Genomic DNA, 22,666 nt, shown 5'->3' on the forward strand with positions numbered 1-22,666 from the left:
GGATTTTTCTTGACTATCTTTAAACGGTGGAAACCAAAAAAAAGGACATACGGGCATTGACCAAGGAACAACTCCGGGATTTCTTCGTTTCCCAAGGGGATAAGGCTTTCCGTGGGAATCAGGTGTACGAATGGCTTTGGCAAAAATCTGCGCATTCTTTTGATGCAATGACCAACATTTCTAAGGAAACACGCCAAATGTTGGAGGATCATTTTGTAATCAATCACATAAGGGTGGATCAGATGCAGCGTAGTTCGGATGGGACCATAAAAAATGCAGTCCGACTACACGATGGATTGGTGGTGGAGTCCGTGTTGATACCTACTGAGACTAGGACAACAGCTTGTGTTTCCAGCCAGGTAGGTTGTAGCTTGGATTGTAGATTTTGTGCAACCGCCCGTCTTAAAAGAATGCGGAACCTAAATCCTGACGAAATCTACGATCAAGTAGTGGCCATAGACAATGAAAGTCGATTGTATTTTGATCGTCCGCTAAGCAATATTGTTTTTATGGGGATGGGGGAACCCTTGATGAATTATAACAATGTGCTCAAGGCCATTGAAAAAATAACTTCCCCGGAAGGACTGGGCATGTCGCCAAAAAGAATTGTGGTTTCAACTTCAGGTGTGCCCAAAATGATTAAAAAAATGGCGGATGAAGAGGTAAAATTCAGCTTGGCGGTATCCTTGCATTCTGCCATAGATGAAGTGAGAACATCCATTATGCCCTTTAATGCCACTTTTCCTTTAAAAGATCTTAGGGAGGCCTTGGAATATTGGTATCAAAAAACCAAAAACCGGATTACGTACGAGTATGTGGTCTGGAAGGGAATCAACGACACGCAAGAGGCTGTGGATGCCTTGGTCAAATTTTGCCGATTTGCGCCCTCCAAAGTGAACCTTATCGAGTATAATCCCATTGATGATGGGGAGTTCCAGCAAGCATCGGAAGCCGCTGTGGAAATGTACAAAAAGACATTGGAGCGAAATGGGATTACGGTGACTGTTCGTCGCTCTAGGGGCAAGGACATTGATGCTGCATGTGGACAGTTGGCCAATAAGCAGTAAGTAGTTAATAGTTAGCAGTTAACAGCAAACAGTTAATTTTAACCAAGCACCAAGCACCAAGCACCAAGCACCAAGCACCAAACACCAAACATTTAGTTTTAACCCATCACCCATCACCCATCACCCATCACCCATCACCAAACATCCATCATCCAACACCGAACGCCAAGCACCAAACACCAAACACCAAACATCCAACACCTTTAAATAGTAGTTTGTTGATAATTGTCAACGGTATTTTGTCGACGCTTTAAACCACCCATCTTAAAACTTAGGGCATCCAGTGCTGAACTCTTTCATTTTCCCTACTTTTAGCGTCCAAAACCAAATTTACTAACGTCTAAGTTTTGAAGGTAGTTTCACAAATTAGGGAACCTATTGAACGGGAGATGCAACTATTTGAGGAGAAGTTTCTCAAATCCATGTCCTCTAAGGTGGCATTGTTCAACAGAATTACCTTTTACATTGTGAACCGAAAAGGGAAGCAGATGCGACCCATGTTCGTTTTCTTGACCGCCAAGTTGATCAATGGGGGAAATGTCAACGAAAGAACCTATACCGGTGCCTCCATCATTGAATTGATTCATACCGCTAGTTTGGTTCATGATGATGTGGTGGATGACAGCCATAAGCGAAGAGGTTTCTTCTCTATAAATGCCCTGTGGAAAAACAAAATTGCCGTATTGGTTGGGGATTTTTTATTTTCCAAAGGAGTTTTGATGGCCCTCGAGAACAAGAATTATGACCTTTTGCATATCATCTCCAACGCAGTAAGGGACATGAGCGAAGGTGAGCTCCTTCAGATTGAAAAAGCACGACTTTTGGATATCACCGAAGAGGTCTATTATGATATCATCAGACAAAAAACAGCGACTTTGATTGCTGCCTGCTGTAGTATGGGGGCATGCTCGGTTAAACCGGATTCAGAGGAAGTGGAAACTTTTAGACGGTTTGGGGAACTGTGCGGAATGGCCTTTCAGATAAAGGATGACCTGTTCGATTATGGCGAGGAGAAAATCGGAAAGCCAACCGGAATCGATATCAAGGAACAAAAAATGACCCTTCCGCTCATTTATGCCTTAAATCAAAGTGATAAAGACAAGAAGCGCTGGCTCATAAATTCCATCAAAAAACACAACAAAAACAAGAACAGGGTAAAAGAAGTCATAGCCTATGTAAAGGAAATGGGCGGATTGGATTACGCCGTTACCAAAATGCTGGCTTTTAAGGATGAGGCGCTGGCCTTGCTTGACAACTACCCAGATTCCGAATACAAGAGTGCGCTTACTTTGATGGTCAACTACGTTGTGGATCGTAAAAAATAGATTTTGCTAGATGCTAGATGCTAGATGCTAGAAGGTTTAAAGCGCTCATTCTGCAACTATATACCATTAAAATTTCCAAAGAGGCAACCATTTTGAAAAATGCCTCGTCTATCTTTATAACAAACTAAACGAGAACCACTGTTGAAAATCGTGTCATTATATACGAACGAGAAGCAACTGATCAAAAAGGCCATTTCTGGCGATTCCAATTGTCAGAAGTTGCTTTATGAAAAATTTGCCCCCAAAATGTTGGGCGTATGTCGCCAATACATAAAGGATGTGCAGTTTGCGGAGGATGTTATGGTCAGTGCGTTTGTGAAAGTTTTTCGCAATCTGGCTTCCTTTGAACACAGGGGCAGTTTTGAGGGATGGATTCGGAAAATAATGGTGAGGGAGAGTATTTCCTTTTTACGGAAAAAACAATTCGTGGTTTATGATGATGAAGCCTATCAGCAGGCAGAAAAATCGGAAGAACAGTCCTCAATTTTGGACGTGGAATATGTGCAGCAGCTGATAGATAATTTACCAGAGGGGTATAAAATGGTGTTTTTGTTGTATGCCATTGAAGGCTACAAGCACCACGAAATAGCGGAAATGTTGCAAATATCCGAGGGTACTTCAAAATCACAATTGTTCAAGGCTCGGAAAATGCTGCAGGAGAATTTAAAACTACAAGGAATGACTAGTCGAGCACTGTCTAGACAAAAATAGAAGGAGTTATGGAGAAACTGGAAAAACATATCAAGGACAAACTGGGAAATCGGGAAATCAAGCCATCTCCAGGAGCTTGGGACAAAATTTCAAACCAGTTGGATACCCCTGGTGCTACAAAGCCCAAGAGAAAATACGTATATGCCATTGCTGCTGGGTTTGTGGGTTTGCTTTTGGCATCCGTTTTCTTTTTTGCATCTGGTGAAAAAAGTGAGCCTGCGCAGGTGGTTGATGAAAACTTGCATGTGCGCCCCGTAATCCCAGCCTTGGAAGGGCAAACAGAAATTGTGGATAAGAACGGAGCGGAATCTGTGCTGGCGGTTACTGAAAATGATACCGAAAACTTGCAAGAACAAGGAGAGAAAAATCAACCTTTGAGATCCATGCCCTTAGATGAAGCGGAAGTAGCTTCCAAACAATCCATTCAAAGTGATCTAATACAAGAAACCGACCCCCTAATCGCCCAAAAAGTAAATGAAGTAATGGCCCAGGTTCAGCTCTTGGAATCAGTTAACGCGCAAGTGACCGACGCTGAAGTGGACTCGTTGCTACGTGCTGCCCAGAAAGAAATTCTAACGGAAAAATTGTTTGACGAAAGTGGCTCGGTAGATGCCATGGCCCTCCTAACCGAAGTTGAAGACGAACTGGATGCCTCTTTTAGAGATCAGATATTTGATGCGCTCAAGGATGGGTATTTCAAATTACGAACCGCTGTAGCAGACAGAAACAACTAGAACTTATTCATCAATCAAAAATACCTTTTTGGTTTCCCTCTCCTGGAATAGTCCGGGAGGGGAGATTGGGAGGGGTAAATCAAAACAATCATGAGAACAATTACCTTTTACTTGGCAGCACTTGTTTTGCTGTTGCTATCACAAAACCTGATGGCACAAGAACCTTATCAACGGAAAATTGAAGATTTAAGGGAAAAGAAGGAAAAAATAACCCAACAGGAAAAAGATGCGCTAAAAGAGGAGGTCGAAAACATCAATAGGCGATTGGAGCGAGGAGATTTAAGTGGGGAAGAAGCCAAAGTTTTAAAGGCAGAAGCCGCAAAAAAGAGAGCGCTGAACATAGAAAACAGGGTAGCCATTATTGACCACCAAATTTCACTTTTGGAGCGAAATCAAGGGGAAACCTTGACCATTGCAGATGAACGGGACCGATGGGACGACGAAGACGGTTTTTCAATTCGTATTGATGGGGAACCCATTTTCTTTACCAATTCCAGAAGATGGAAAGATGATATTAAATATGATCGAAGAACCTATTCTGACCCAGTATTTGCCATTGGACTCAACAATGCCTTGATTGACGGGCAATCCTTGGATGATTCCCCATATAAGGTAGGTGGCAGTCGCTTTTTTGAAATGGGATGGCAATGGCGAACCCGTGTTTTTAAGCATACCAATTGGTTGCGCTTCAATTATGGTTTTTCATTTCAGTTTAATGGTTTAAAACCGGATGACAACCAAATTTTTGTCAAAAATGGAGATCAAACGGTTTTAGAGGAATTTGAGTTTGAATTGGACAAATCCAAGCTTCGGATGGATAACCTGGTCTTTCCCGTACATTTTGAATTTGGTCCTTCCCGTTTTCGAGAAACCGAAAAAAGCATCCGTTACTCCATTCAAAACCAATTCCGGATGGGCGTTGGAGGCTATGGGGGATTTAACTTGGGAACACGGCAGAAGCTTAAATATTCACGCGATGGAGAAAATGTAAAGGACAAATTTAAGCGGGATTACAATACCAGCGATTTAATATATGGGATTAGCGGGTATGTTGGCTTCGACGAGATTCTTCTATATGTAAAATATGACTTGAATCCCATTTTTAAGGATGCGGATGTGGAACAACATAATATTTCCCTGGGCCTAAGGTTCGATTTATAACCAACTATCAATTCGAGCGCACATCCAGAATTTCCATATTCGGATTGCGCTCTTTTTTCATGGGTTAATGGCCCTTTCCATTTCTGCGGAAAACTCTTCTTTATAAAACCCTCTTTTGCAATGGGAACATTCGGCAAAGCTGTTAGTGCCTATTTTAAATAAAGGAATCCAGAACAAATGAAAGTAGTTGGTTTGGGAAACGGAGGTCAGGGTTCCGTATTGATCGCAATGCGGACAGCTTACCCCAGTTAGGTTTTTACTTTCTTTTTTGCCCGGTCTAGTTCCGAAGAAGAGGATCATCCTGTTTTTTGGGAAAATTACAACTTTCCCAAATTACCGGTTCGATAGAAAGTATTTTGATTATTTAATCATCTTTTTTTGGGCATGGACCATATTGGTTTTCTTCCATAATACCATTTTTTACGAGCTGAATAAAAACCCAAAGCACCCCAACAATGGGAATAAACAGAATTAGAAGTGTCCAACCACTTTTGCCAACATCATGTAATCGTCTGACCGTGGCCGAGAGTGCAGGGAGAAAAACCGTTAGTACGTACAATATGTAGAGTGGCCCAAAACCAATATTTGCTATGGCGATTTCAAAAACATTGTCCAAGGCAATGGCAAATAAGCTAAAGAACAAACAAAATAAAGTAAACATCCAATATTCAGCCCTACGGGCCCTGCCTTTAAAATTTGCGTAGTTTTTTATGACTTGTAAATACCATTCCATTTTTAATTGTTTTAGGGTTATGTTGCAAAAGGGAGTGGAGGTTGAATTGTGCGGTAATTACACTGGTATCAGTTTGGGATTTGCCCCATAGGCATTTTCATTAGGGTCGCTGTCCTTGACCAATAAGAAAAGCAGCCAAAGCGATCCGATAACGGGAATCAATACCACAAGGAGCATTATCCCTTTCTTTCCAACGTCATGTAATCTCCTTACAGCTACGGCCAGCTCAGGAATTAACAGGGCAAGGGCGTAGAGTCCATAGATAGGGCCAACACCCATTTGCGCCAGCCCTGTTGCATTGTCCAGGGAAATGGCTATTCCACTAAAAATGATATTGAACAAGGTGAACATCCAATACTCTTTTCTTCTTGCTCGTCCCTTAAAATCTGCATACTGTTTTAAAACTTTTAAATACCAATTCATCTTTATGTTTTTGGTTGGTTGTCCTACTCGTATGGCTTTTCGGTTCCGCCCCGTTTTTTGGTTTCTGGACTCCAAATTTCATGGAAAAAGTAGGTAAACCCGGTCAAATTCAAGGGGTTGGTTTGATGGATGCCCCTTTTCAATTGATGGATGATGCTTTTCAGCTAAAATTTTGTTTTTTCGCTACCTTTAAAGGCTATTTAAATTCAAGCTTTGATTTCCAAGACCACCATAGATCAAGTTTATGAGACCGCCCGACTGGAAGAGGTCATTGGGGATTTTGTCCAATTGAAAAAATCCGGCTCCAATTTTAAGGGCTTAAGCCCATTTACGGATGAACGGACTCCTAGTTTTATGGTGTCTCCCGTAAAGCAGATTTGGAAGGATTTTAGTAGTGGTAAAGGAGGGAATGTGGTGGCTTTTTTAATGGAACATGAGCACTTTAGCTACCCAGAAGCCATTAAATACTTGGCCAAGAAGTACAATATTGAGGTAGAGGAGACCGAGCAGACCAACGAGCAAAAAGAACAGGCCAACGAACGGGAGAGTATGTACCTGGTTTCGGAGTACGCCCAAACCTATTTTTCTGAATCCTTGTGGGAAACCGAATCGGGCAAGGCCATTGGACTTACGTATTTTAAGGAAAGAGGGTTCACAGATGAAACCATTAAAAAATTTGGTCTCGGATATTGCTTGGACAGCTGGGATGCCTTTACCAAAGCAGCCTTGGACAAGGCATACCAACTGGAGTTTTTGGAAAAAACAGGCCTCACCATAGTAAAGGAGCAGGCTGGGGGCGAATCCAGAAAATTTGACCGCTTTAAGGGCAGGGTCATGTTTCCCATCCATTCCATGAGTGGTCGTGTGTTGGGTTTTGGTGGGCGAATTCTGACCAACGACAAGAAGGCTGCCAAATATCTGAACTCTCCAGAAAGCGAAATTTACCATAAAAGCAAGGTGCTTTATGGGATTTATTTTGCCAAACAATCCATAGCCAAAGAAGATAATTGTTATTTAGTTGAGGGGTATACCGACGTGATACAACTCTACCAAAGCGGAGTAAAGAATGTGGTTTCATCCAGTGGTACCGCCCTGACCCCTGAGCAAATTAGACTCATCAATAGGCTTACCAAGAACATCACCGTACTTTTTGATGGAGATGCTGCCGGTTTACGGGCTTCCCTGCGTGGAATAGACCTTATTTTGGAACAGGGAATGAATGTCAAGGTCTGTACTTTCCCCGAAGGGGAAGACCCGGATAGTTTCGCCAAAAACAATTCCTATGAGGATTTGGTGCTGTACTTGGAGGAAAATGCCAAGGATTTTATCCAATTCAAAACTTCGCTTTTGGCGGAAGAAGCGGCCAACGATCCCATAAAAAGGGCGGATACGGTAAGGGATATTGTAAATAGCATCAGCAAAATTCCCGACCGAATCAAAAAAGAGATCTACATTCAGGAATGCGCAAAAATAATGCACATTTCAGAAGAGGTGCTGTACAATACCTTGGCCCAGATTGATAAAAAAGGGGTTGTGGATGCTACCAAAAAGCTTAAACAGGAGCAAAAAGCCTTTGAAGTGGTAAAATCCCAACAGACCGTTGAGAAGGTGGATGTGCAGTACGAACTGGAAAAGCAAATTATTGAATTGTTGTTGTTGTACGGAAGCGAGAAACAGGAATTTGAGGATTTGGTATTGAAAGAAAATGAAGAGGGGGACTTGGTTTTGGAACCGGAAATTGTGGAGGCCAAAGTCTATGAAAAAGTGTATCTGGACCTTCAGGAAGACGAAATTGAACTGACCAATGATCAATTTAGAAGTATTTACTACAAGCTAATCGAGGATTTGAATGAGCGCGAGGAGTTTACGGTAAATGCTTTTTTGTCCAATTTGGATCAAGAAATGGTCAATGAAGTGTCTTCCATTTTGATGGAGGAGGAGCGCTATACCTTACATGATTGGGAGCGCAAGGATATTTATCCCAAAGCCAAAAAAATGGGGGTGGCCCAGTTGGTGGCCGAAACCATTCTTACCCTGCGCTGCAACCTTATAAAAAACCGGATAAAAAAACTTCAAAAGGACACTGAAGGTAGTAATGGTGACAATTCTGAAGTGTTGGAGGAAATTGTGAACTACCTCCAGTTAAACAAGCTTCTCAACGCCAAATTGAATCGAGTGCTTTCATAAAAAAATCCCGAACAATCGTCCGGGATTTCAAATTTTATGCTTGGGGTACTAGTACAATTCCAAGGCCTTTGCCTGTTGCAAAAGGTCTACCAAGTTGTCCACGTTCAATTTTTTCATCAAACGTGCTTTGTACGTACTTACCGTTTTTTCGTTGAGGTTTAAGCCTTCGGCTACCTCTTTGTTTCGCTTTCCGCTGGCCAAGAGTTTCAAGACCTCCACTTCTCTTGAAGAGAGTTTTCTAAAGAACCTTCTTGGTTTTTGGGTGCCTTCGTCAAAAGCAAGTCGTTGGGCCAGTTCATTGGTGATGAACATGTTTCCTTCACTTACTTTTCTAACGGCGGTCATGATGTAATCCAAGTCGGCACTTTTGGATAAATATCCAAAGGCTCCGGCCCGAATGGTGCTCAGGGCGTAAACATCTTCTGATTGTCCACTATACATTAAGGTTTTTACTGCGGGGAAATCTTGTTTTAACTTCCTTAGGGTGGCAATCCCGTTGATTTCGGGAATGTCCATTTCCAACATGACTACATCAGGGGAAACTTCTTCCAATGTTCCGAATAGTTCCGAGGTTGTGGAAACATCAGCAATGACCTCAATATCTGAACTATGTTCCAGGACCTGCTTAAGGCCCAAGCGAACAATGGGATGGTTGTCAGCTATTAATACTTTAATCATTTGGTTTGAGTTTTACGTTGTTTAGTACTTAATTCCTTACGTGGCGTAGCAGGCAAGTTAACAAATTGAGAACGTAAAACTGTAATTTTTTTCTTAAAACCTTAGAATTTCTGGGGTTTTTTTCGTCTTAAGCTGGGTTTTTTCGGTCAAAAGGTCACTTTAGGCTTGCAGGAATTTCACAAATTGGTATCGGAATCATCTTATGCTTGTTAGAAGTATTAAACTTTTTAAAAATAGCGAATACTTCCCGTTGTCTGTCAGAAAAATCGTCAACTGTCTTTCCTTCATCGTCCATTTGCATGGCCCACTCCAACTCTGGATAGCTGGCACCAATCTGATCTTCATCCGTTCTACTATCTCCCCAAAGCCCGTCTGTAGGGGCTGCGTCCATAATATCTTGGTTAACCCCAAGAACACTTCCAAGGGCATACACTTCGGTTTTGAGTAGATCGGCAATAGGACTAAGATCTACACCTCCATCCCCATATTTGGTATAGAAACCAATGCCAAAATCCTCTACTTTGTTCCCAGTTCCGGCCACCAAATAGCCTTTTAAGGCCGCAAAGTAATACAGGGTGGTCATGCGCAGTCGGGCTCGCGTATTTGCCAAGGACATAAATCGCTCTTCTTCGTTTGCAACTTCTGGAAGCGCGGCAACCAAGCCGTCGAACACTGGAGTCAAATTTACCGGTTGCCGTTCAACGTTGGGATAGTTTGAAATTAACCAATTAATATGCCTATCTGCCCGGGTAACCTGATTTTTACCTTGATGTATGGGCATCTCCACACATAAGAGGTCCAATCCCGTTTTAGCACATAAAGTAGATGTAACGGCTGAGTCTATCCCGCCGGAAACTCCAATGACAAATCCTTTGCAATTGGCCTTGATGGCGTAGTCCTTTAGCCAGTCAACAATATGTTCGATTACCTTTTCAGTTTGCATATCTTATTTTTTAGATTCAATAATTTACCTTTGTGCCCTGTAAATTTAAACGCTGTAGTGGTAAAAATAAAGAGCTTGCTTGATTACTTTGGATGGCCAGTTTTGGGGCTTTTGTTTCTTCCGTTGGTTGTTGGCTGCAAAAATGAGGATAAAACCGCGGAGGAGATAGCCAAAATACCCATTGAGCTCTCCATCTCCCGTTTTGATCGGGAGTTCGCCAATGCCAATCCACAAGATTTACCGGAGCTAAAATCCAAATACCCTTATCTCTTCCCTGCCCAGTTTCCAGATAGTATTTGGGAAGCCAAACTTACGGATACCATCCAAAAGGAATTATCACAAGAAGTACACAAAGCTTTTGGGGATTTTAAAACGGAGGCGGAAGATTTGGAATCCCTTTTTAGGCATATGAAATATTATTTTCCAGAGATGAAGCCACCAGCGGTGGTGACCGTTACTTCGGATGTAAGATATGACCAGCGTGTGATTCTAACCGATACGCTTTTGTTATTGGGGCTGGATGATTATCTAGGGCCAAATCATCACTTCTATAGAGGCATTCAAAAATACCTGGCCGCTGACCTGGACAAGAGGTATCTAACTTCTGATGTGGCCAGTGCAATAGCAAAGAAGGTGGTGAATTATCCAAAAAACCGTTCTTTTTTATCCCGAATGATATATTACGGAAAAGAGTTATACATAAAGGACAGGTTGTTGCCCAATGCCTCAGATGGGCAAAAAATGGGTTATTCCGAAGAAGATATTACATGGGCCCAAAACAACGAGGAGCAAATATGGCGATACTTTGTGGAGCGGGAACTGCTATATAGCACAGATGCCAAACTGGATAGGCGTTTTTTAGACCCTGCCCCGTTCTCCAAGTTTCAATTGGAGTTGGACAGTGAGTCGCCGGGGAAGTTGGGAAGATATATGGGTTGGCAAATAGTAAGGGCCTTTATGGACAACAATGAGGTAAACTTACAGCAAATGTTGGCCTTATCTGCGGATGAAATTTTTAAGAAATCAAATTACAAACCAAGAAAATAGATGGCAATAGCACATACTTCAGAAATAAAATTAACGGTTGGCTTGGATGAAAATAGGGTTCCAGAGGAATTGCATTGGTCGGCCGAGGACGGTGGTGTAAAGCACGAAGAAGCAAAGGCCATGATGCTTTCCGTTTGGGATAGTAAAAATCAAGAATCCCTAAAGATAGATCTTTGGACCAAAGACATGCCCGTGGATGAAATGAAGGTTTTCTTTCATCAGACTTTGGTAACCATGTCGGATACTTTTATGAAGGCTACGCAAGATGAAAAGATGACGGCAACCATGAAGGATTTTTGCGATTATTTTGCCGAAAAGCTTGAGTTGAAGAAATAACCGTTCCGGCTACGGAATGGGTTGATTGGATTTGTTGAATTGGGTTTTTTCTTCCCCCTTGAGCTGCAAGCCAAGTTCAATCTTCTCTTTGGTGGGTCTTAGCAAATACAGGAAGAGGATCAGTACCCCTGCAATATATAAATAGGTAAGGTTGCCCGTGTTCAAAAAGGCTACGGCCCCTAGTAATGCTGGACCTTCAATCAATGCATATTTAATTAGGGAAGCAGTTTGGAAACGGGCTAGTTTTGTTCGTAATCCATCTGTTTTCGTTGCAGATGCCATCAACTTTTTAAAGAGTAAGTTCCCCATGAAAATTCCGCTTATGGCAAAGACGGGAACCACGTAAATAAAGACATCTTCGGTATTCGTATAATCCAAAAAGGGGTGCTCTGTTTGTAAATAGGCAATGACTCCCAGAATAAAAGGCCCTGCCAATAACCCCAAATGAATGATGGACAAGGTTTTCACATAAGAATTTGGCGTAAGTGGTGCGGTGGATTGGTCCATAATAATTAAAGGAAGCTGTCTATATTGATATACGTAAGGTACAAACAAAGGCCATGCACCATTTGGTCAAATCCTAGAACGGGATAAAATATCCTGGGGTTATCTTGATATTTAGAAGCCAGTTTGCTGGTGAAAAAATCGGTCACAAAATGGAGCAGTGCGTTTAATGCCACATAAATCAAGGCCGATTCCAATGGGAAAAGAAAGATGGCAAAAACCCCAAGAACCAAGGAATAGGTTAATACATGTGCGGTTAACCATTTAAGGCTGGAACTTTTTTTTACCGCCATATTGCTAGTCTGAAACAAATAGTCCCCCACCCAATGAGCTACCAAGATCAGTGCAAAAGTCATGGGGTTAAGATAACAAACAACATCGGTATTAGCTGTCCAAACATATAATTAATTGAAATTGGCGCCAACTGATATGACTATGCTGGCATTGCGACGAATACTTTTAATTTTAGCTATCCATGAAAAAGAAAAGTGCCCAACTCGTATTTGTATACAACGCCAACTCAGGTACCCGAAATTCCATTTTGGATAGTATGCACAAAGTACTTAGTCCTTCAACCTATCAATGCAGCTTGTGCGTTATCACCTTTGGCATAGTCTCTGAAAACAGGGAATGGAAGAAATTTCGGGAGGAAAGCAATCTACAAATGGATTTTTTGCACAAGGATGAATTTGCCCAGCAAATAGGCAATCAAGTAGCTGAAAAATATTCCCTGCCCATAGTTTTGGTCGAGGAAAATGAAGGATTACGGGTTTTGGTTGAAACAGAGGAGCTCAATCAGCTGGAGTCGGCAAAAAATCTCATTGACCTCATTCAAAAACGTACCTAGCATTTGGCAAAACCCCTTATTGATTGGAAAAGAACTCATTGTTGATGCTATCAATGTAGCCCAATAGCTCTTCCTTGCCCAAGTGTTTGGACGAGGAAGTGATAAAGTAGGGAGGAGTTTCTTCCCAAACCCCCTCCAAAAGTTTTTTTAGGTAATCGGAAACATAGTTTTCGACGGCCCCGGGTTTTAACTTGTCTGCTTTGGTAAAAACAATGGCAAAAGGGATGGCATTGGTACCCAGCCATTCCATAAATTCCATATCCACCGGTTGGGGTTCGTGTCTAATATCTACCAAGACAAAACCACATACCAATTGCTTTCTTTTTTGAAAGTACTCCCGAATGTACCTTTGAAACACTTTTTTGTCCTTTTTGGATACCCGGGCATATCCGTAGCCAGGCAAATCCACCAAAAACCAGTTCTTATTGATCTTAAAATGATTGATGAGTTGGGTCTTACCTGGTCTTCCAGAGGTTTTGGCCAAATTTTTCTGATCCATAAGCATATTGATCAATGAGGACTTTCCCACATTGGAGCGACCAATAAAAGCATATTCCGGCAGGGGCTCATTGGGGCATTTGGCCACGTTGGAATTACTCATTACAAATTCGGCGGAAGTGATTTTCATTACAGGAATTAAGAATCAGTGGCAAAGATACGAGACTAGTCGGAATGGAAAATGGGAAACTGGATTCTAGTCAGCTAATATCTCCAACAGTCCAACAATGCAACAATCGGATAATCGAGTTTGAACTTGAACTTGTTCTATTCTCTATAATTAAAAGATAAGGGGGTATTTGGGCTAAGAACATCTGACATCCAGCAACAATCACCTCATTAAAACTCCCGTTTTTCCAACCAAGCTTCCAAGACTTTGTTAAACTCGTCAGGATGTTCCATCATGGGGGCATGACCGCATTTTTCAATCCAGAACAAATCGGAATCAGGAAGCAGCTCGTGGAATTCCTCGGCAACGTTGGGTGGGGTTACGGAATCATTTTCTCCCCAAATGATACAGGTAGGGGTGTTCATGTGTGGCAAATCCTTGGACATATTATGACGGATGGCACTTTTGGCTATGGCCAAAGTTTTGACCAACTTCATACGGTCGTTTACGGTGGCAAACACTTCGTCCACAATTTCTTTCGTGGCTACTTCAGGGTCGTAGAACACGTCCTGCGCCTTCTTTTTGATGAACTCGTAATCGCCACGTTTGGGATATCCGTCTCCCATAGCACTTTCGTACAGCCCTGAACTTCCTGTTATTACCAGGGCCTTGACCATTTCCGGGAACATTTTGGTGTGCAAAAGACCAATATGTCCACCAAGCGAGTTGCCCAGAAGAATCACATCTTTTAATCCCTTAAATTCTATGAACTCTTCCAAGAATTTGGCAAAATTCTTTACCGTGGTCTTAAGCATGGGCATGTCATAGATGGGAAGTTCGGGGATGAGTACCTGATACCCCTTGGAGGGAAAGTACTCGGATACACCCTGGAAGTTGCTCAATCCCCCCATCAAGCCATGTAGGATGATCATTGGGGTTCCTTCACCTATTTCAATATACCTGAATTTACCTTCCTTAATGATTTGGTCTTCCATCTACGATCAGTTGGTCCTTGGTAGGCAAATATAGACAATTCAGACTACACAAAACTTGACTTTGAACGCGTCTTCAAAATGGGGAATTTATAGATGGGTTTTGACCGCTGGATAGACCAAATGAATTCTTGGGATCATTTCATACCCCTAATTCCGCTTTTCATCTAAAAAGTGGAGAATTTATTAACAAAAGTGTTTTTAAGTGGAGAAATGTGGAAATAAAATCTATATATTTGAGTTATAGTTTATAACTAATTGATTTCGAGTGACCCATATCATAGGACAACATGATTGTAAAGCTGACACCAAAGGTAGGGTGATTTTGCCCATATCCCTTAAGAATCAGTTGTTGCCTGTTTTGAACGATGGGTTTGTGATAAAACGGTCTGTTTTTCAGCAATGTTTGGAGCTGTATCCCAAGCAGGAATTTGATGTTTTGATGCAGAAAGTGATGAAGAAAAGCAAGATTAATCGCAAGTACGATGCCTTTGTCCGAAACTTCGTGGCCGGAATGAAAGAGTTGTCCGTTGATGGGGATACCGGGAGAATTCAGATTCCGAGAAACCTTGTGGAATATGCAGGCATTGAAAAAGAAGTGGTCCTTAATGCGGTGTTTGACAAGATAGAGATCTGGAGCAAGGACAAATATGAAAAAGTCCTGGCGGAAAGCGAAAAGGACTACGCGGATTTGGCAGAAGAGATTTTTGCTGACGATGAGTAATCAATACCATGATCCCGTTTTGCTGCAAGAATCAGTTGACGGGTTAAATATAAAAGAAAATGGAGTGTATGTGGATGTCACCTTTGGGGGCGGAGGGCATTCCAAGGAGATTTTGAAACGGCTGGGTAAGGAAGGCAGATTGTTTGCCTTTGATCAAGATGAGGATGCGCTGGCCAACGCTATTGATGACGATAGATTTCAATTGATCAACCAAAACTTTCAATTTCTAAAACAGTATTTAAAGTTCTATGGCATTCGGAAAGTTGACGGAATCTTGGCAGATTTTGGGGTGTCTTCGCACCAATTTGATGAAGCTGAACGTGGTTTCTCCATTCGGTATGATGCCGAATTGGATATGCGGATGAACAGAAACAGCGAATTGTCCGCTTATGAAGTGGTCAATACCTATTCCCAAGAAGATTTAGCAGCAGTTTTATTTCAGTATGGCGAATTGCGAAATGCCAAAGCATTGGCAAAAACCATAGTGGATTATAGGACTGAACAACCCATCAAGACCACGGACCAATTGAAAGCGGTTTTGCAAAGGTTTCTGCCCAAGATGAAGGAGAACAAGATTTTGGCACAAATCTATCAGGCTATTAGGATTGAGGTCAACCAGGAAATTGAGGTCTTGAAGGCATTTTTGCAACAAGCACCAGATCTATTGGAGGCAGGAGGGAGATTAAGCCTGATCAGTTACCACTCTTTGGAGGATCGTTTGGTAAAACGGTTTATCCGCGCCGGCAAGTTTGAAGGAGAGCCGGAAAAGGATTTTTATGGCAACATCAACGTCCCCTTAAAAAAAGTGGGTGGACTCATAGTTCCGACAACCGAAGAAATAGCCAGGAACAACCGGGCAAGAAGTGCAAAACTCCGGATTGCGGAACGCATATAAGATGTACGCCCATTAAAGGGTATCTGTGAAATTCGTGTCAAGCCGATGACGGATTTTGGGAGTTTGCACAGAGCACTGTTTAAGAATAAGACATTTGGATTGCCGCCTTTGCGGAAATGACAAAAGGAACATAGAAATGAAAAAAGGATTACTGGACATACTAAAAGGAAAGTTTTTGGTGAGCGGGGATGCTCCCAAAAACTGGATGTTTTTGTTGTTTGCCTCTTTCTTGGCGGCCATGATGATCTCCAGTAGCCACAACGCCGATAAAAAGGTACATGAAATCGCGGCCTTGAACGAAGAGGTGAGAAAACTTAAAAGCGAATTCTTCAAGCACCGATCCACCGTACAGCAACTCAAACTGGAGTCCACATTAAGGGAGACCGTTGCGGTTGAAGGTTTGGCGCCATCAAAAAATCCACCGCAAAAAATCAAAGTAAAGTCTGAAGATTAATGGCCATCACCGAAAAAAATATCATGAATCGCCTATACCTTGTAGCAGGATGTCTGCTGGTATTCGCTATTGCCGTGGTGGTGCGTTTGGTGGATATCCAAATGGTCAAAGGGGAAGAATATAAAGAGCTGGCCCTTAGTAAGACCGAAAAAATGTTCACCATAGAGCCAAACCGGGGCAATCTGTATTCGGATGACGGAAGTTTGTTGGCCGCTTCAGTGCCCAAGTATGAGATTCGGTTTGATGCCAAAACGGTATCCGAAGAAAATTTTACCGAAAACGTGGCTGCCCTATCGGATTCTTTGGGCAATATGTTTAATAGGCCGTCCTCGTATTATCGGAAGTTGTTCAGAAAAGCCAGGGCCAATGGTAATCGCTACAAATTGGTGGCTCGCAACGTGGATTATTTGGATTATGTCCGCATCAAACAATTCCCTCTTTTTGAAAATGGACCCTATAAAGGGGGTTTTATTGAAACCCATCGAGTGGTTCGGGAATATCCATTGGGTAAACTGGCGGCGCGTAGCATTGGTTATGAGCGCGTGGATGAAAATGGATATTATACCCGAGTTGGCTTGGACGGAGCTTTTGGGGAGCAATATTTGAGAGGTAAGGAGGGTAAGCGCCTAAAGCAAAAAATAGCCAAGGGACAATGGAAACCCGTAGGCTTGGACAATATTGTGGAGCCTCAGGATGGTTTGGACGTGGTATCGACCATTGATATCAGCATCCAGGACATTGCGCACCATGAATTGCTGGCACAATTAGAAAAGTATCAAGCGGACCACGGTTGTGTGGTGGTTATGGAAACAAAAACTGGAGAGGTGAAGGCCATTTCCAATTTAGGGAGGACATCAGAAGGGAAATACTATGAAAAACTCAACTATGCTGTTGGGGAATCCCATGAGCCTGGTTCCACCTTTAAGTTGATGTCACTTGTTGCCGCTTTGGAGGATCAAGTAGTGGACACCAGCTCGGTAATCGATACGGAAAAAGGAAGGTATCGCATCTACGATAGGGTAGTAAAGGATTCAAAATGGGGCGGTTACGGAAAGATTTCCGTATCAGAAGCCTTTGCGGTTTCCTCAAATACGGCATTTGCCAAAATGATCCATGAAAACTATAAGGAAACTCCAGGAAAGTTTGTCAACCGCTTAATGAACATGGGGCTGCATAAAAAGCTGGATTTGCCCATAATCGGAGAAGGAAAACCTGTGATCCGCTATCCCGGCGATGAAGGTTGGTCCGGTATTTCATTGGGATGGATGTCGCATGGTTATGAAGTTTCGCTCACACCCATGCAAACCCTGGCCTTTTACAATGCCATTGCCAATGATGGTGAGATGGTAAAGCCAAGATTGATCAAAGCAGTGAAGGAAGGGAACAAAGTATTGAAAAGGTTTGATAAGGAAGTGGCCAATGCATCCATTTGTTCGGAGGAAACGGTTAAAAAGGTAAAACACTTGATGAAGGAAGTAGTTGAAAAGGACTATGGAACAGGTCATAAACTGTATTCCAAAAACTTTTCCATGGCTGGTAAAACAGGAACCACACAAAAGAACTATGTGGCCAAGGATCCAGATAAATTGGCTTATATCTCATCCTTTGCAGGCTATTTTCCAGCGGATAACCCCAAATATTCCTGCATTGTGGTCATTCATGAACCGGACAAGAGCGTGGGCTACTACGGTGCTGACGTATCCGGACCCGTATTCAAGTCCATGGCCCAAAAAATATATGCCACATCCCCGGTTACAGATGAAGTAAAGGGCAAAGCTTTCAATGGGGAGCTTTTGGATGAAAAATACAGGCAATACTATGCCCAAGTGCAAAAAGAGCACCCAAGGGTGCCCAATGTAAAGGGCATGTGTGGAATGGATGCCGTATCCCTGCTGGAAAATTTGGGATTGGAAGTGGAAGTAAGGGGTAACGGTAAGGTGAAAAAACAATCGGTCAATCAAGGAACGGATATCAACCAGGTTACAAAAATTGTGTTGGAACTTTCATGAAATTGTTGAAGGACATATTATATGGAGTAAGTCTATCTGCCGTAAGTGGGGATACAAACGTTATGATCAATAACGTGCATTTTGATTCCAGAGAGGTAGCAATGGATGATGTCTTTGTGGCTGTAAGAGGAACCATTACGGATGGTCACAAGTACATTCAGAAGGCGGTGGAGTTGGGTGCAAAAGCTGTAGTTTGTGAAGAACTTCCGGATATTTTGGTCAATGGCGTTACCTATTTAAAAGTAGCGGATAGTAACAGTGCACTTGCTGTTTTGGCCTCCAATTTTTATGACAACCCCTCCAAAAACCTGAAACTGGTCGGGATTACGGGTACCAATGGAAAAACAACGGTAAGCACCTTGTTGTACAATTTGTTCAAAAAGGCCGGCTATAAAGTTGGATTGATTTCTACCATCAAGATTATGGTGGATAATCAGGAATACAAAACAAGCCATACCACTCCGGATGTATTGACCATTAATCAACGACTTGCCCAAATGAACGAGGAAGGGGTGGAGTTTTGTTTTATGGAGGTGAGCTCCCACGGGATACATCAAAAACGGTCAGAAGGATTACACTTTGCAGGTGCCATTTTCACTAATCTTTCCCATGATCATTTGGACTACCACAAGAATTTTGCGGAATACAGGGATACCAAAAAGAAGTTGTTTGATGCCCTCCCAAAATCCGCTTTTGCCCTAACCAATCTTGATGATAAGAATGGGAAGGTAATGTTGCAGAATACCAAGGCCAGAAAGCAAACCTATGCCTTAAAAACCTATGCGGATTACAGGGCCCAAATTTTGGAAGAGCAGTTCAATGGGCAGTTGTTGAAGATTGATGATAATGAACTGTGGTCAAAGCTTATAGGCGATTTTAATGCCTATAACCTACTGGCAATTTATGCCACTGCAGACCTTTTGGGCTTGGAAAAAATGGAAACCTTGAAACTTATCAGTGAGCTGGAAAACGTTGACGGTAGGTTCCAATATTTTATATCGAAAGAGAAAATTACGGCTATTGTTGATTATGCCCATACGCCGGATGCATTAAAAAATGTGTTGGTTACCATCAACGCATTGAGGACTGGAAATGAAAACGTCATCACCGTAGTGGGGTGTGGTGGTGATCGTGACAAGTCTAAGCGTCCGGTTATGGGTCATATCGCCTCAGAAATGAGCAATCAGGCCATATTTACATCAGACAATCCCAGAACCGAATCCCCAACAACAATTATTGAGGAAATGGAGGCCGGGGTAGAACCCCAAAACACCAGAAAGGTGTTGTCCATTGAAAACAGGAAGCAAGCCATTAAGACAGCTTGCAAACTGGCTTTGGCCAACGATATTATTCTGGTGGCGGGCAAAGGACATGAAACCTATCAGGAAACTGACGGGGTTCGGGTGGATTTTGATGATTTTAAAGAAGTAAAGGAGGCCCTTGAGGGTCTTGGAAAGTAATATTGAAAAGAAAGATGAAACAAGAGACAAGAACCAAGAAACAAGATTGAGGTTTCAAGACCTGGCATAATACCGTCTGATATCTAACGTCTTTTATCTAACGTCTAATGTCTAACGTCTAATGTCTAATGACTATCATCTAACATCTAGTAAATGCTGTACTACTTATTTGATTATTTAGAGAAACAATACCAACTGCCGGGAGCAGGACTCTTTGGGTTCCTTACTTTCCGCGCAGCCATGTCCGTGCTTTTATCCCTTTTAATAGCCATGGTTTACGGTAAAAGAATCATTCTCTTCCTTCAAAAAAAGCAGATAGGGGAAAGCATCCGTGATTTGGGCCTGGAAGGACAGCAACAAAAGGCGGGTACACCCACCATGGGAGGACTGATCATTATTATGTCTACCCTTATACCGGTCTTGTTGTTTGCCGATATAAAGAACATCTATGTCATCCTATTGGTAATAACCACCATATGGATGGGTATCATTGGCTTTGTGGATGACTATATCAAGATCTTCAAAAAAGACAAACAAGGATTAAAAGGGCGCTTCAAGATTATGGGGCAGGTGGTATTGGGTCTTATTGTAGGCTCTATCATGTATTTCCATCCCGAAGTGACCATTAAGGAAAAAGATAGCACTCGAATTACGGAAAATTTTAAGGTTGAAACCGTTTTTGGTCAAGAAACCAAATCCGTTATGACCAATGTGCCCTTTTTTAAGAATAACGAGCTGGATTATGCCGAGTGGATTTCTTGGACAGGAGAGGGCATGGAAAATTATGCATGGCTCATATTTATTCCAGTAGTGATTTTGATTGTTACCGCGGTTTCCAATGGGGCCAACCTTACGGATGGGATTGATGGCCTGGCAGCAGGTTCTTCGGCCATAATAGCATTGGCCCTTGGGATTTTTGCTTGGGTATCGGGAAATATTCAGTTCTCGGACTACCTGGACATTTTCTATATCCCCAGGGTAAGTGAGCTTTTGATTTTTATTGCTGCTTTTGTGGGAGCGCTGATTGGTTTTTTATGGTATAACGCATATCCAGCCCAAGTCTTTATGGGAGATACAGGTAGTTTGACCATAGGTGGGGTAATTGCGGTGATCGCCATTATTGTAAGAAAGGAATTGTTGATTCCCATTTTGTGCGGAATCTTCTTTGCCGAGACCTTATCCGTAATGTTGCAGGTGAGTTATTTCAAAAGGACCAAGAAGAAATACGGTGAAGGCAAACGATTGTTTTTAATGGCTCCCTTGCATCATCATTTTCAAAAGAAAATGTACCATGAAAGCAAGATAGTAACACGCTTTTGGATCATTGGAATATTTCTGGCCATTGTGAGTATCGTCACCTTGAAGATTCGGTAGATGGCACGCTTGGTGGTACTTGGTGGAGGAGAAAGCGGTGTGGGAGCCGCCATTTTGGGACAAAAAAAGGGATTTGAGGTCTTTGTTTCGGACAAAGGTGAAATCCAGGAAAAGTATAAGAAAGTTCTTGAACATTTTGAGATTGAATGGGAGTCGGGACAGCATACGGAAGCTAAGATTCTGAATGCTGATCTGGTGATGAAAAGCCCTGGGATTCCGGATAAGGTCCCCTTGGTTAAGCAATTGGTGAATAAAGGGATTCCGGTCATTTCTGAAATTGAGTTTGCATCAAACTATACCGATGCCAGGCTCATAGGAATTACAGGAAGTAATGGAAAAACCACAACCACCATGTTGACCTATCACCTGCTAAAGGAAGAAGGTTTGCCTGTTGGAATGGCTGGAAACATTGGCGATAGCTATGCCAAAATGGTGGCGCAGGAGAACTTGGATGCTTATGTGTTGGAGATTAGTAGTTTTCAATTGGATGGCATTGTGGATTTTAAACCGAACATAGCCATCATCACCAATATCACCCCTGATCATTTGGATAGGTATGAGTACAAGTTTGAAAACTATATCGCCTCCAAATTTAGGATTGCCATGAATCAAGATCACAATGATTATCTGATTTATGATGCTGATGATCCAGTGATTGGTCAATGGCTTTTGCAAAACCCAGTTCAATCCAAATTATTGCCCTTTTCATTAAAGGCGAAACAGGAAAATGGAGCTTGGCTCGATAAGAATATTATAAAGATGAATGTAGAACATAAAACCTTGGAAATGAGCACAGATATTTTGGCCTTGGATGGTCAGCACAACGTAAAAAACACCATGGCAGCGGGTTTGGCAGCCCTATTGGTGAATGTGAGAAAGGAAACTATCCGTAAAAGTATCCAGTCTTTTCAGGGGGTACCGCATAGATTGGAAAAAGTATTGAAAATCAATCATGTGGAATATGTAAACGATTCCAAGGCAACCAACGTCAATGCTACCTATTATGCCCTGGACGGTATAAAGAAACCTATTGTTTGGATTGTGGGTGGCGTGGATAAAGGCAACGATTATTCGGAATTGATGCCTTTGGTAAGGGAGAAGGTTAAGGCCATTGTGTGTTTGGGGATGGACAATTCCAAACTCAAGGAAGCTTTTGGCAATGTCATTGATTTGATGGTGGAGACCTATTCCATGGAAGAAGCGGTCAAGGTGGCCTATAAAATTTCAGAGCGCGGGGATTCCGTATTACTGTCGCCCGCCTGTGCCAGCTTCGACCTTTTTGAAAACTATGAGGACCGGGGCAATCAATTTAAAAAAGCGATTAAAAATCTATAAATGGAAATCTGAATGTCCGCGATTGATAATTTAAACAGAAAACGTCATTCTGAACTTGTTTCAGAATCACATTTGACGGATAACAAAACCTTGTAGTGAGACCCTGAAATAAATTCAGGG

26 protein-coding genes are annotated in these 22,666 nt (G+C 42.2%); 17 read left to right on the forward strand and 9 right to left on the reverse strand.

All coding sequences use genetic code 11. The annotated features are described in order from the left end of the window. The first annotated feature begins 26 nt into the window (after positions 1-26). The 5 genes from rlmN (at position 27) to ACO6S0_RS01975 (ending at position 4,998) form a co-directional block, all read left to right on the forward strand. A complete protein-coding gene (gene rlmN, locus ACO6S0_RS01955) occupies positions 27-1,067 on the forward strand; it encodes a 23S rRNA (adenine(2503)-C(2))-methyltransferase RlmN (protein WP_420398799.1) in 1,041 nt (346 codons plus the stop codon). A gap of 347 nt (positions 1,068-1,414) precedes the next feature. Next, entirely contained in the window at positions 1,415-2,392 is a 978-nt protein-coding gene (locus ACO6S0_RS01960; RefSeq protein ID WP_422350368.1) for a polyprenyl synthetase family protein, read from the forward strand. A gap of 141 nt (positions 2,393-2,533) precedes the next feature. Continuing rightward, on the forward strand, positions 2,534-3,103 hold the full coding sequence (locus ACO6S0_RS01965; protein ID WP_422350369.1) for an RNA polymerase sigma factor: 570 nt from the start codon (positions 2,534-2,536) through the stop codon (positions 3,101-3,103). Positions 3,104-3,111: 8 nt separating this feature from the next. Beyond that, entirely contained in the window at positions 3,112-3,837 is a 726-nt protein-coding gene (locus ACO6S0_RS01970) for a hypothetical protein (protein ID WP_422350370.1), read from the forward strand. 90 nt (positions 3,838-3,927) lie between these two features. Next, positions 3,928-4,998 (forward strand): hypothetical protein, encoded by a 1,071-nt coding sequence (locus tag ACO6S0_RS01975; protein ID WP_422350371.1) that lies wholly within the window; start codon positions 3,928-3,930, stop codon positions 4,996-4,998. A gap of 57 nt (positions 4,999-5,055) precedes the next feature. Here ACO6S0_RS01975 and ACO6S0_RS01980 read toward each other — a convergent pair whose 3' ends face one another. From ACO6S0_RS01980 to ACO6S0_RS01990, 3 genes are all read right to left on the reverse strand, one after another. Continuing rightward, on the reverse strand, positions 5,056-5,298 hold the full coding sequence (locus ACO6S0_RS01980) for a zinc-ribbon domain-containing protein (RefSeq protein WP_422350372.1): 243 nt from the start codon (positions 5,296-5,298) through the stop codon (positions 5,056-5,058). A gap of 64 nt (positions 5,299-5,362) precedes the next feature. Further along, positions 5,363-5,731 (reverse strand): DUF805 domain-containing protein, encoded by a 369-nt coding sequence (locus ACO6S0_RS01985; RefSeq protein ID WP_422350373.1) that lies wholly within the window; start codon positions 5,729-5,731, stop codon positions 5,363-5,365. Between the two features lie 57 nt (positions 5,732-5,788). Next, positions 5,789-6,154: a DUF805 domain-containing protein gene (locus tag ACO6S0_RS01990; protein WP_422350374.1), complete on the reverse strand. Its 366-nt coding sequence runs from the start codon at positions 6,152-6,154 to the stop codon at positions 5,789-5,791. An 80-nt stretch (positions 6,155-6,234) separates the two neighbouring features. On the opposite strand from ACO6S0_RS01990, the gene ACO6S0_RS01995 reads away from it, so the two are divergent. After that, positions 6,235-6,402 (forward strand): hypothetical protein, encoded by a 168-nt coding sequence (locus ACO6S0_RS01995; protein WP_422350375.1) that lies wholly within the window; start codon positions 6,235-6,237, stop codon positions 6,400-6,402. Continuing rightward, positions 6,368-8,341, forward strand: coding sequence for a DNA primase (gene dnaG, locus ACO6S0_RS02000; protein ID WP_422350376.1), 1,974 nt, complete (start codon positions 6,368-6,370; stop codon positions 8,339-8,341). The genes ACO6S0_RS01995 and dnaG overlap by 35 nt, the downstream gene beginning before the upstream one ends. 48 nt (positions 8,342-8,389) lie before the next feature. Here dnaG and ACO6S0_RS02005 read toward each other — a convergent pair whose 3' ends face one another. Together ACO6S0_RS02005 and nadE are read right to left on the reverse strand one after the other, a co-directional pair. Further along, positions 8,390-9,019 (reverse strand): response regulator, encoded by a 630-nt coding sequence (locus ACO6S0_RS02005; protein WP_420398810.1) that lies wholly within the window; start codon positions 9,017-9,019, stop codon positions 8,390-8,392. A 154-nt stretch (positions 9,020-9,173) separates the two neighbouring features. Then, complete coding sequence (gene nadE, locus ACO6S0_RS02010; protein WP_422350377.1) at positions 9,174-9,962, reverse strand: NAD(+) synthase; 789 nt, start codon at positions 9,960-9,962, stop codon at positions 9,174-9,176. A 75-nt stretch (positions 9,963-10,037) separates the two neighbouring features. On the opposite strand from nadE, the gene gldB reads away from it, so the two are divergent. Together gldB and gldC are read left to right on the forward strand one after the other, a co-directional pair. Further along, a complete protein-coding gene (gene gldB / locus ACO6S0_RS02015) occupies positions 10,038-11,009 on the forward strand; it encodes a gliding motility lipoprotein GldB (RefSeq protein ID WP_422350378.1) in 972 nt (323 codons plus the stop codon). Next, positions 11,010-11,345, forward strand: a complete 336-nt coding sequence (gldC, locus tag ACO6S0_RS02020) for a gliding motility protein GldC (RefSeq protein ID WP_420398813.1) — start codon at positions 11,010-11,012, stop codon at positions 11,343-11,345. Between the two features lie 9 nt (positions 11,346-11,354). Here gldC and ACO6S0_RS02025 read toward each other — a convergent pair whose 3' ends face one another. Continuing rightward, positions 11,355-11,852: a hypothetical protein gene (locus ACO6S0_RS02025; protein ID WP_422350379.1), complete on the reverse strand. Its 498-nt coding sequence runs from the start codon at positions 11,850-11,852 to the stop codon at positions 11,355-11,357. A 5-nt stretch (positions 11,853-11,857) separates the two neighbouring features. Then, entirely contained in the window at positions 11,858-12,205 is a 348-nt protein-coding gene (locus ACO6S0_RS02030) for a DUF3307 domain-containing protein (RefSeq protein ID WP_422350380.1), read from the reverse strand. A gap of 119 nt (positions 12,206-12,324) precedes the next feature. On the opposite strand from ACO6S0_RS02030, the gene ACO6S0_RS02035 reads away from it, so the two are divergent. Continuing rightward, positions 12,325-12,696 carry a GTPase gene (locus tag ACO6S0_RS02035; protein ID WP_422350381.1) on the forward strand — a complete coding sequence of 124 codons (372 nt, stop codon included), beginning with the start codon at positions 12,325-12,327 and terminating at the stop codon, positions 12,694-12,696. A gap of 16 nt (positions 12,697-12,712) precedes the next feature. Here ACO6S0_RS02035 and yihA read toward each other — a convergent pair whose 3' ends face one another. Continuing rightward, a complete protein-coding gene (gene yihA / locus ACO6S0_RS02040; RefSeq protein ID WP_422350382.1) occupies positions 12,713-13,324 on the reverse strand; it encodes a ribosome biogenesis GTP-binding protein YihA/YsxC in 612 nt (203 codons plus the stop codon). Positions 13,325-13,533: 209 nt separating this feature from the next. After that, positions 13,534-14,298, reverse strand: a complete 765-nt coding sequence (locus tag ACO6S0_RS02045) for an alpha/beta fold hydrolase (RefSeq protein WP_138838542.1) — start codon at positions 14,296-14,298, stop codon at positions 13,534-13,536. 265 nt (positions 14,299-14,563) lie between these two features. Between ACO6S0_RS02045 and mraZ the strand changes: the two genes are divergently transcribed. From mraZ to murD, 7 genes are all read left to right on the forward strand, one after another. Further along, a complete protein-coding gene (mraZ, locus tag ACO6S0_RS02050) occupies positions 14,564-15,019 on the forward strand; it encodes a division/cell wall cluster transcriptional repressor MraZ (RefSeq protein WP_422350383.1) in 456 nt (151 codons plus the stop codon). Then, positions 15,012-15,914: a 16S rRNA (cytosine(1402)-N(4))-methyltransferase RsmH gene (rsmH, locus tag ACO6S0_RS02055; RefSeq protein ID WP_422350384.1), complete on the forward strand. Its 903-nt coding sequence runs from the start codon at positions 15,012-15,014 to the stop codon at positions 15,912-15,914. The genes mraZ and rsmH overlap by 8 nt, the downstream gene beginning before the upstream one ends. A gap of 136 nt (positions 15,915-16,050) precedes the next feature. Beyond that, on the forward strand, positions 16,051-16,368 hold the full coding sequence (locus ACO6S0_RS02060) for an FtsL-like putative cell division protein (protein ID WP_420398820.1): 318 nt from the start codon (positions 16,051-16,053) through the stop codon (positions 16,366-16,368). Next, entirely contained in the window at positions 16,368-18,377 is a 2,010-nt protein-coding gene (locus ACO6S0_RS02065; protein WP_422350385.1) for a penicillin-binding protein, read from the forward strand. Before ACO6S0_RS02060 ends, ACO6S0_RS02065 begins: the two co-directional genes overlap by 1 nt. Further along, positions 18,374-19,837, forward strand: coding sequence for a UDP-N-acetylmuramoyl-L-alanyl-D-glutamate--2,6-diaminopimelate ligase (locus tag ACO6S0_RS02070; RefSeq protein ID WP_422350386.1), 1,464 nt, complete (start codon positions 18,374-18,376; stop codon positions 19,835-19,837). The genes ACO6S0_RS02065 and ACO6S0_RS02070 overlap by 4 nt, the downstream gene beginning before the upstream one ends. A gap of 153 nt (positions 19,838-19,990) precedes the next feature. Further along, complete coding sequence (mraY, locus tag ACO6S0_RS02075; RefSeq protein WP_422350387.1) at positions 19,991-21,211, forward strand: phospho-N-acetylmuramoyl-pentapeptide-transferase; 1,221 nt, start codon at positions 19,991-19,993, stop codon at positions 21,209-21,211. Next, positions 21,212-22,546, forward strand: a complete 1,335-nt coding sequence (gene murD, locus ACO6S0_RS02080) for a UDP-N-acetylmuramoyl-L-alanine--D-glutamate ligase (RefSeq protein ID WP_422350388.1) — start codon at positions 21,212-21,214, stop codon at positions 22,544-22,546. The last annotated feature ends 120 nt before the right edge of the window (positions 22,547-22,666 follow it).

Origin of the sequence: Flagellimonas sp., assembly GCF_965233845.1 — a bacterium.
Classification (GTDB): Bacteria; Bacteroidota; Bacteroidia; order Flavobacteriales; family Flavobacteriaceae; genus Flagellimonas.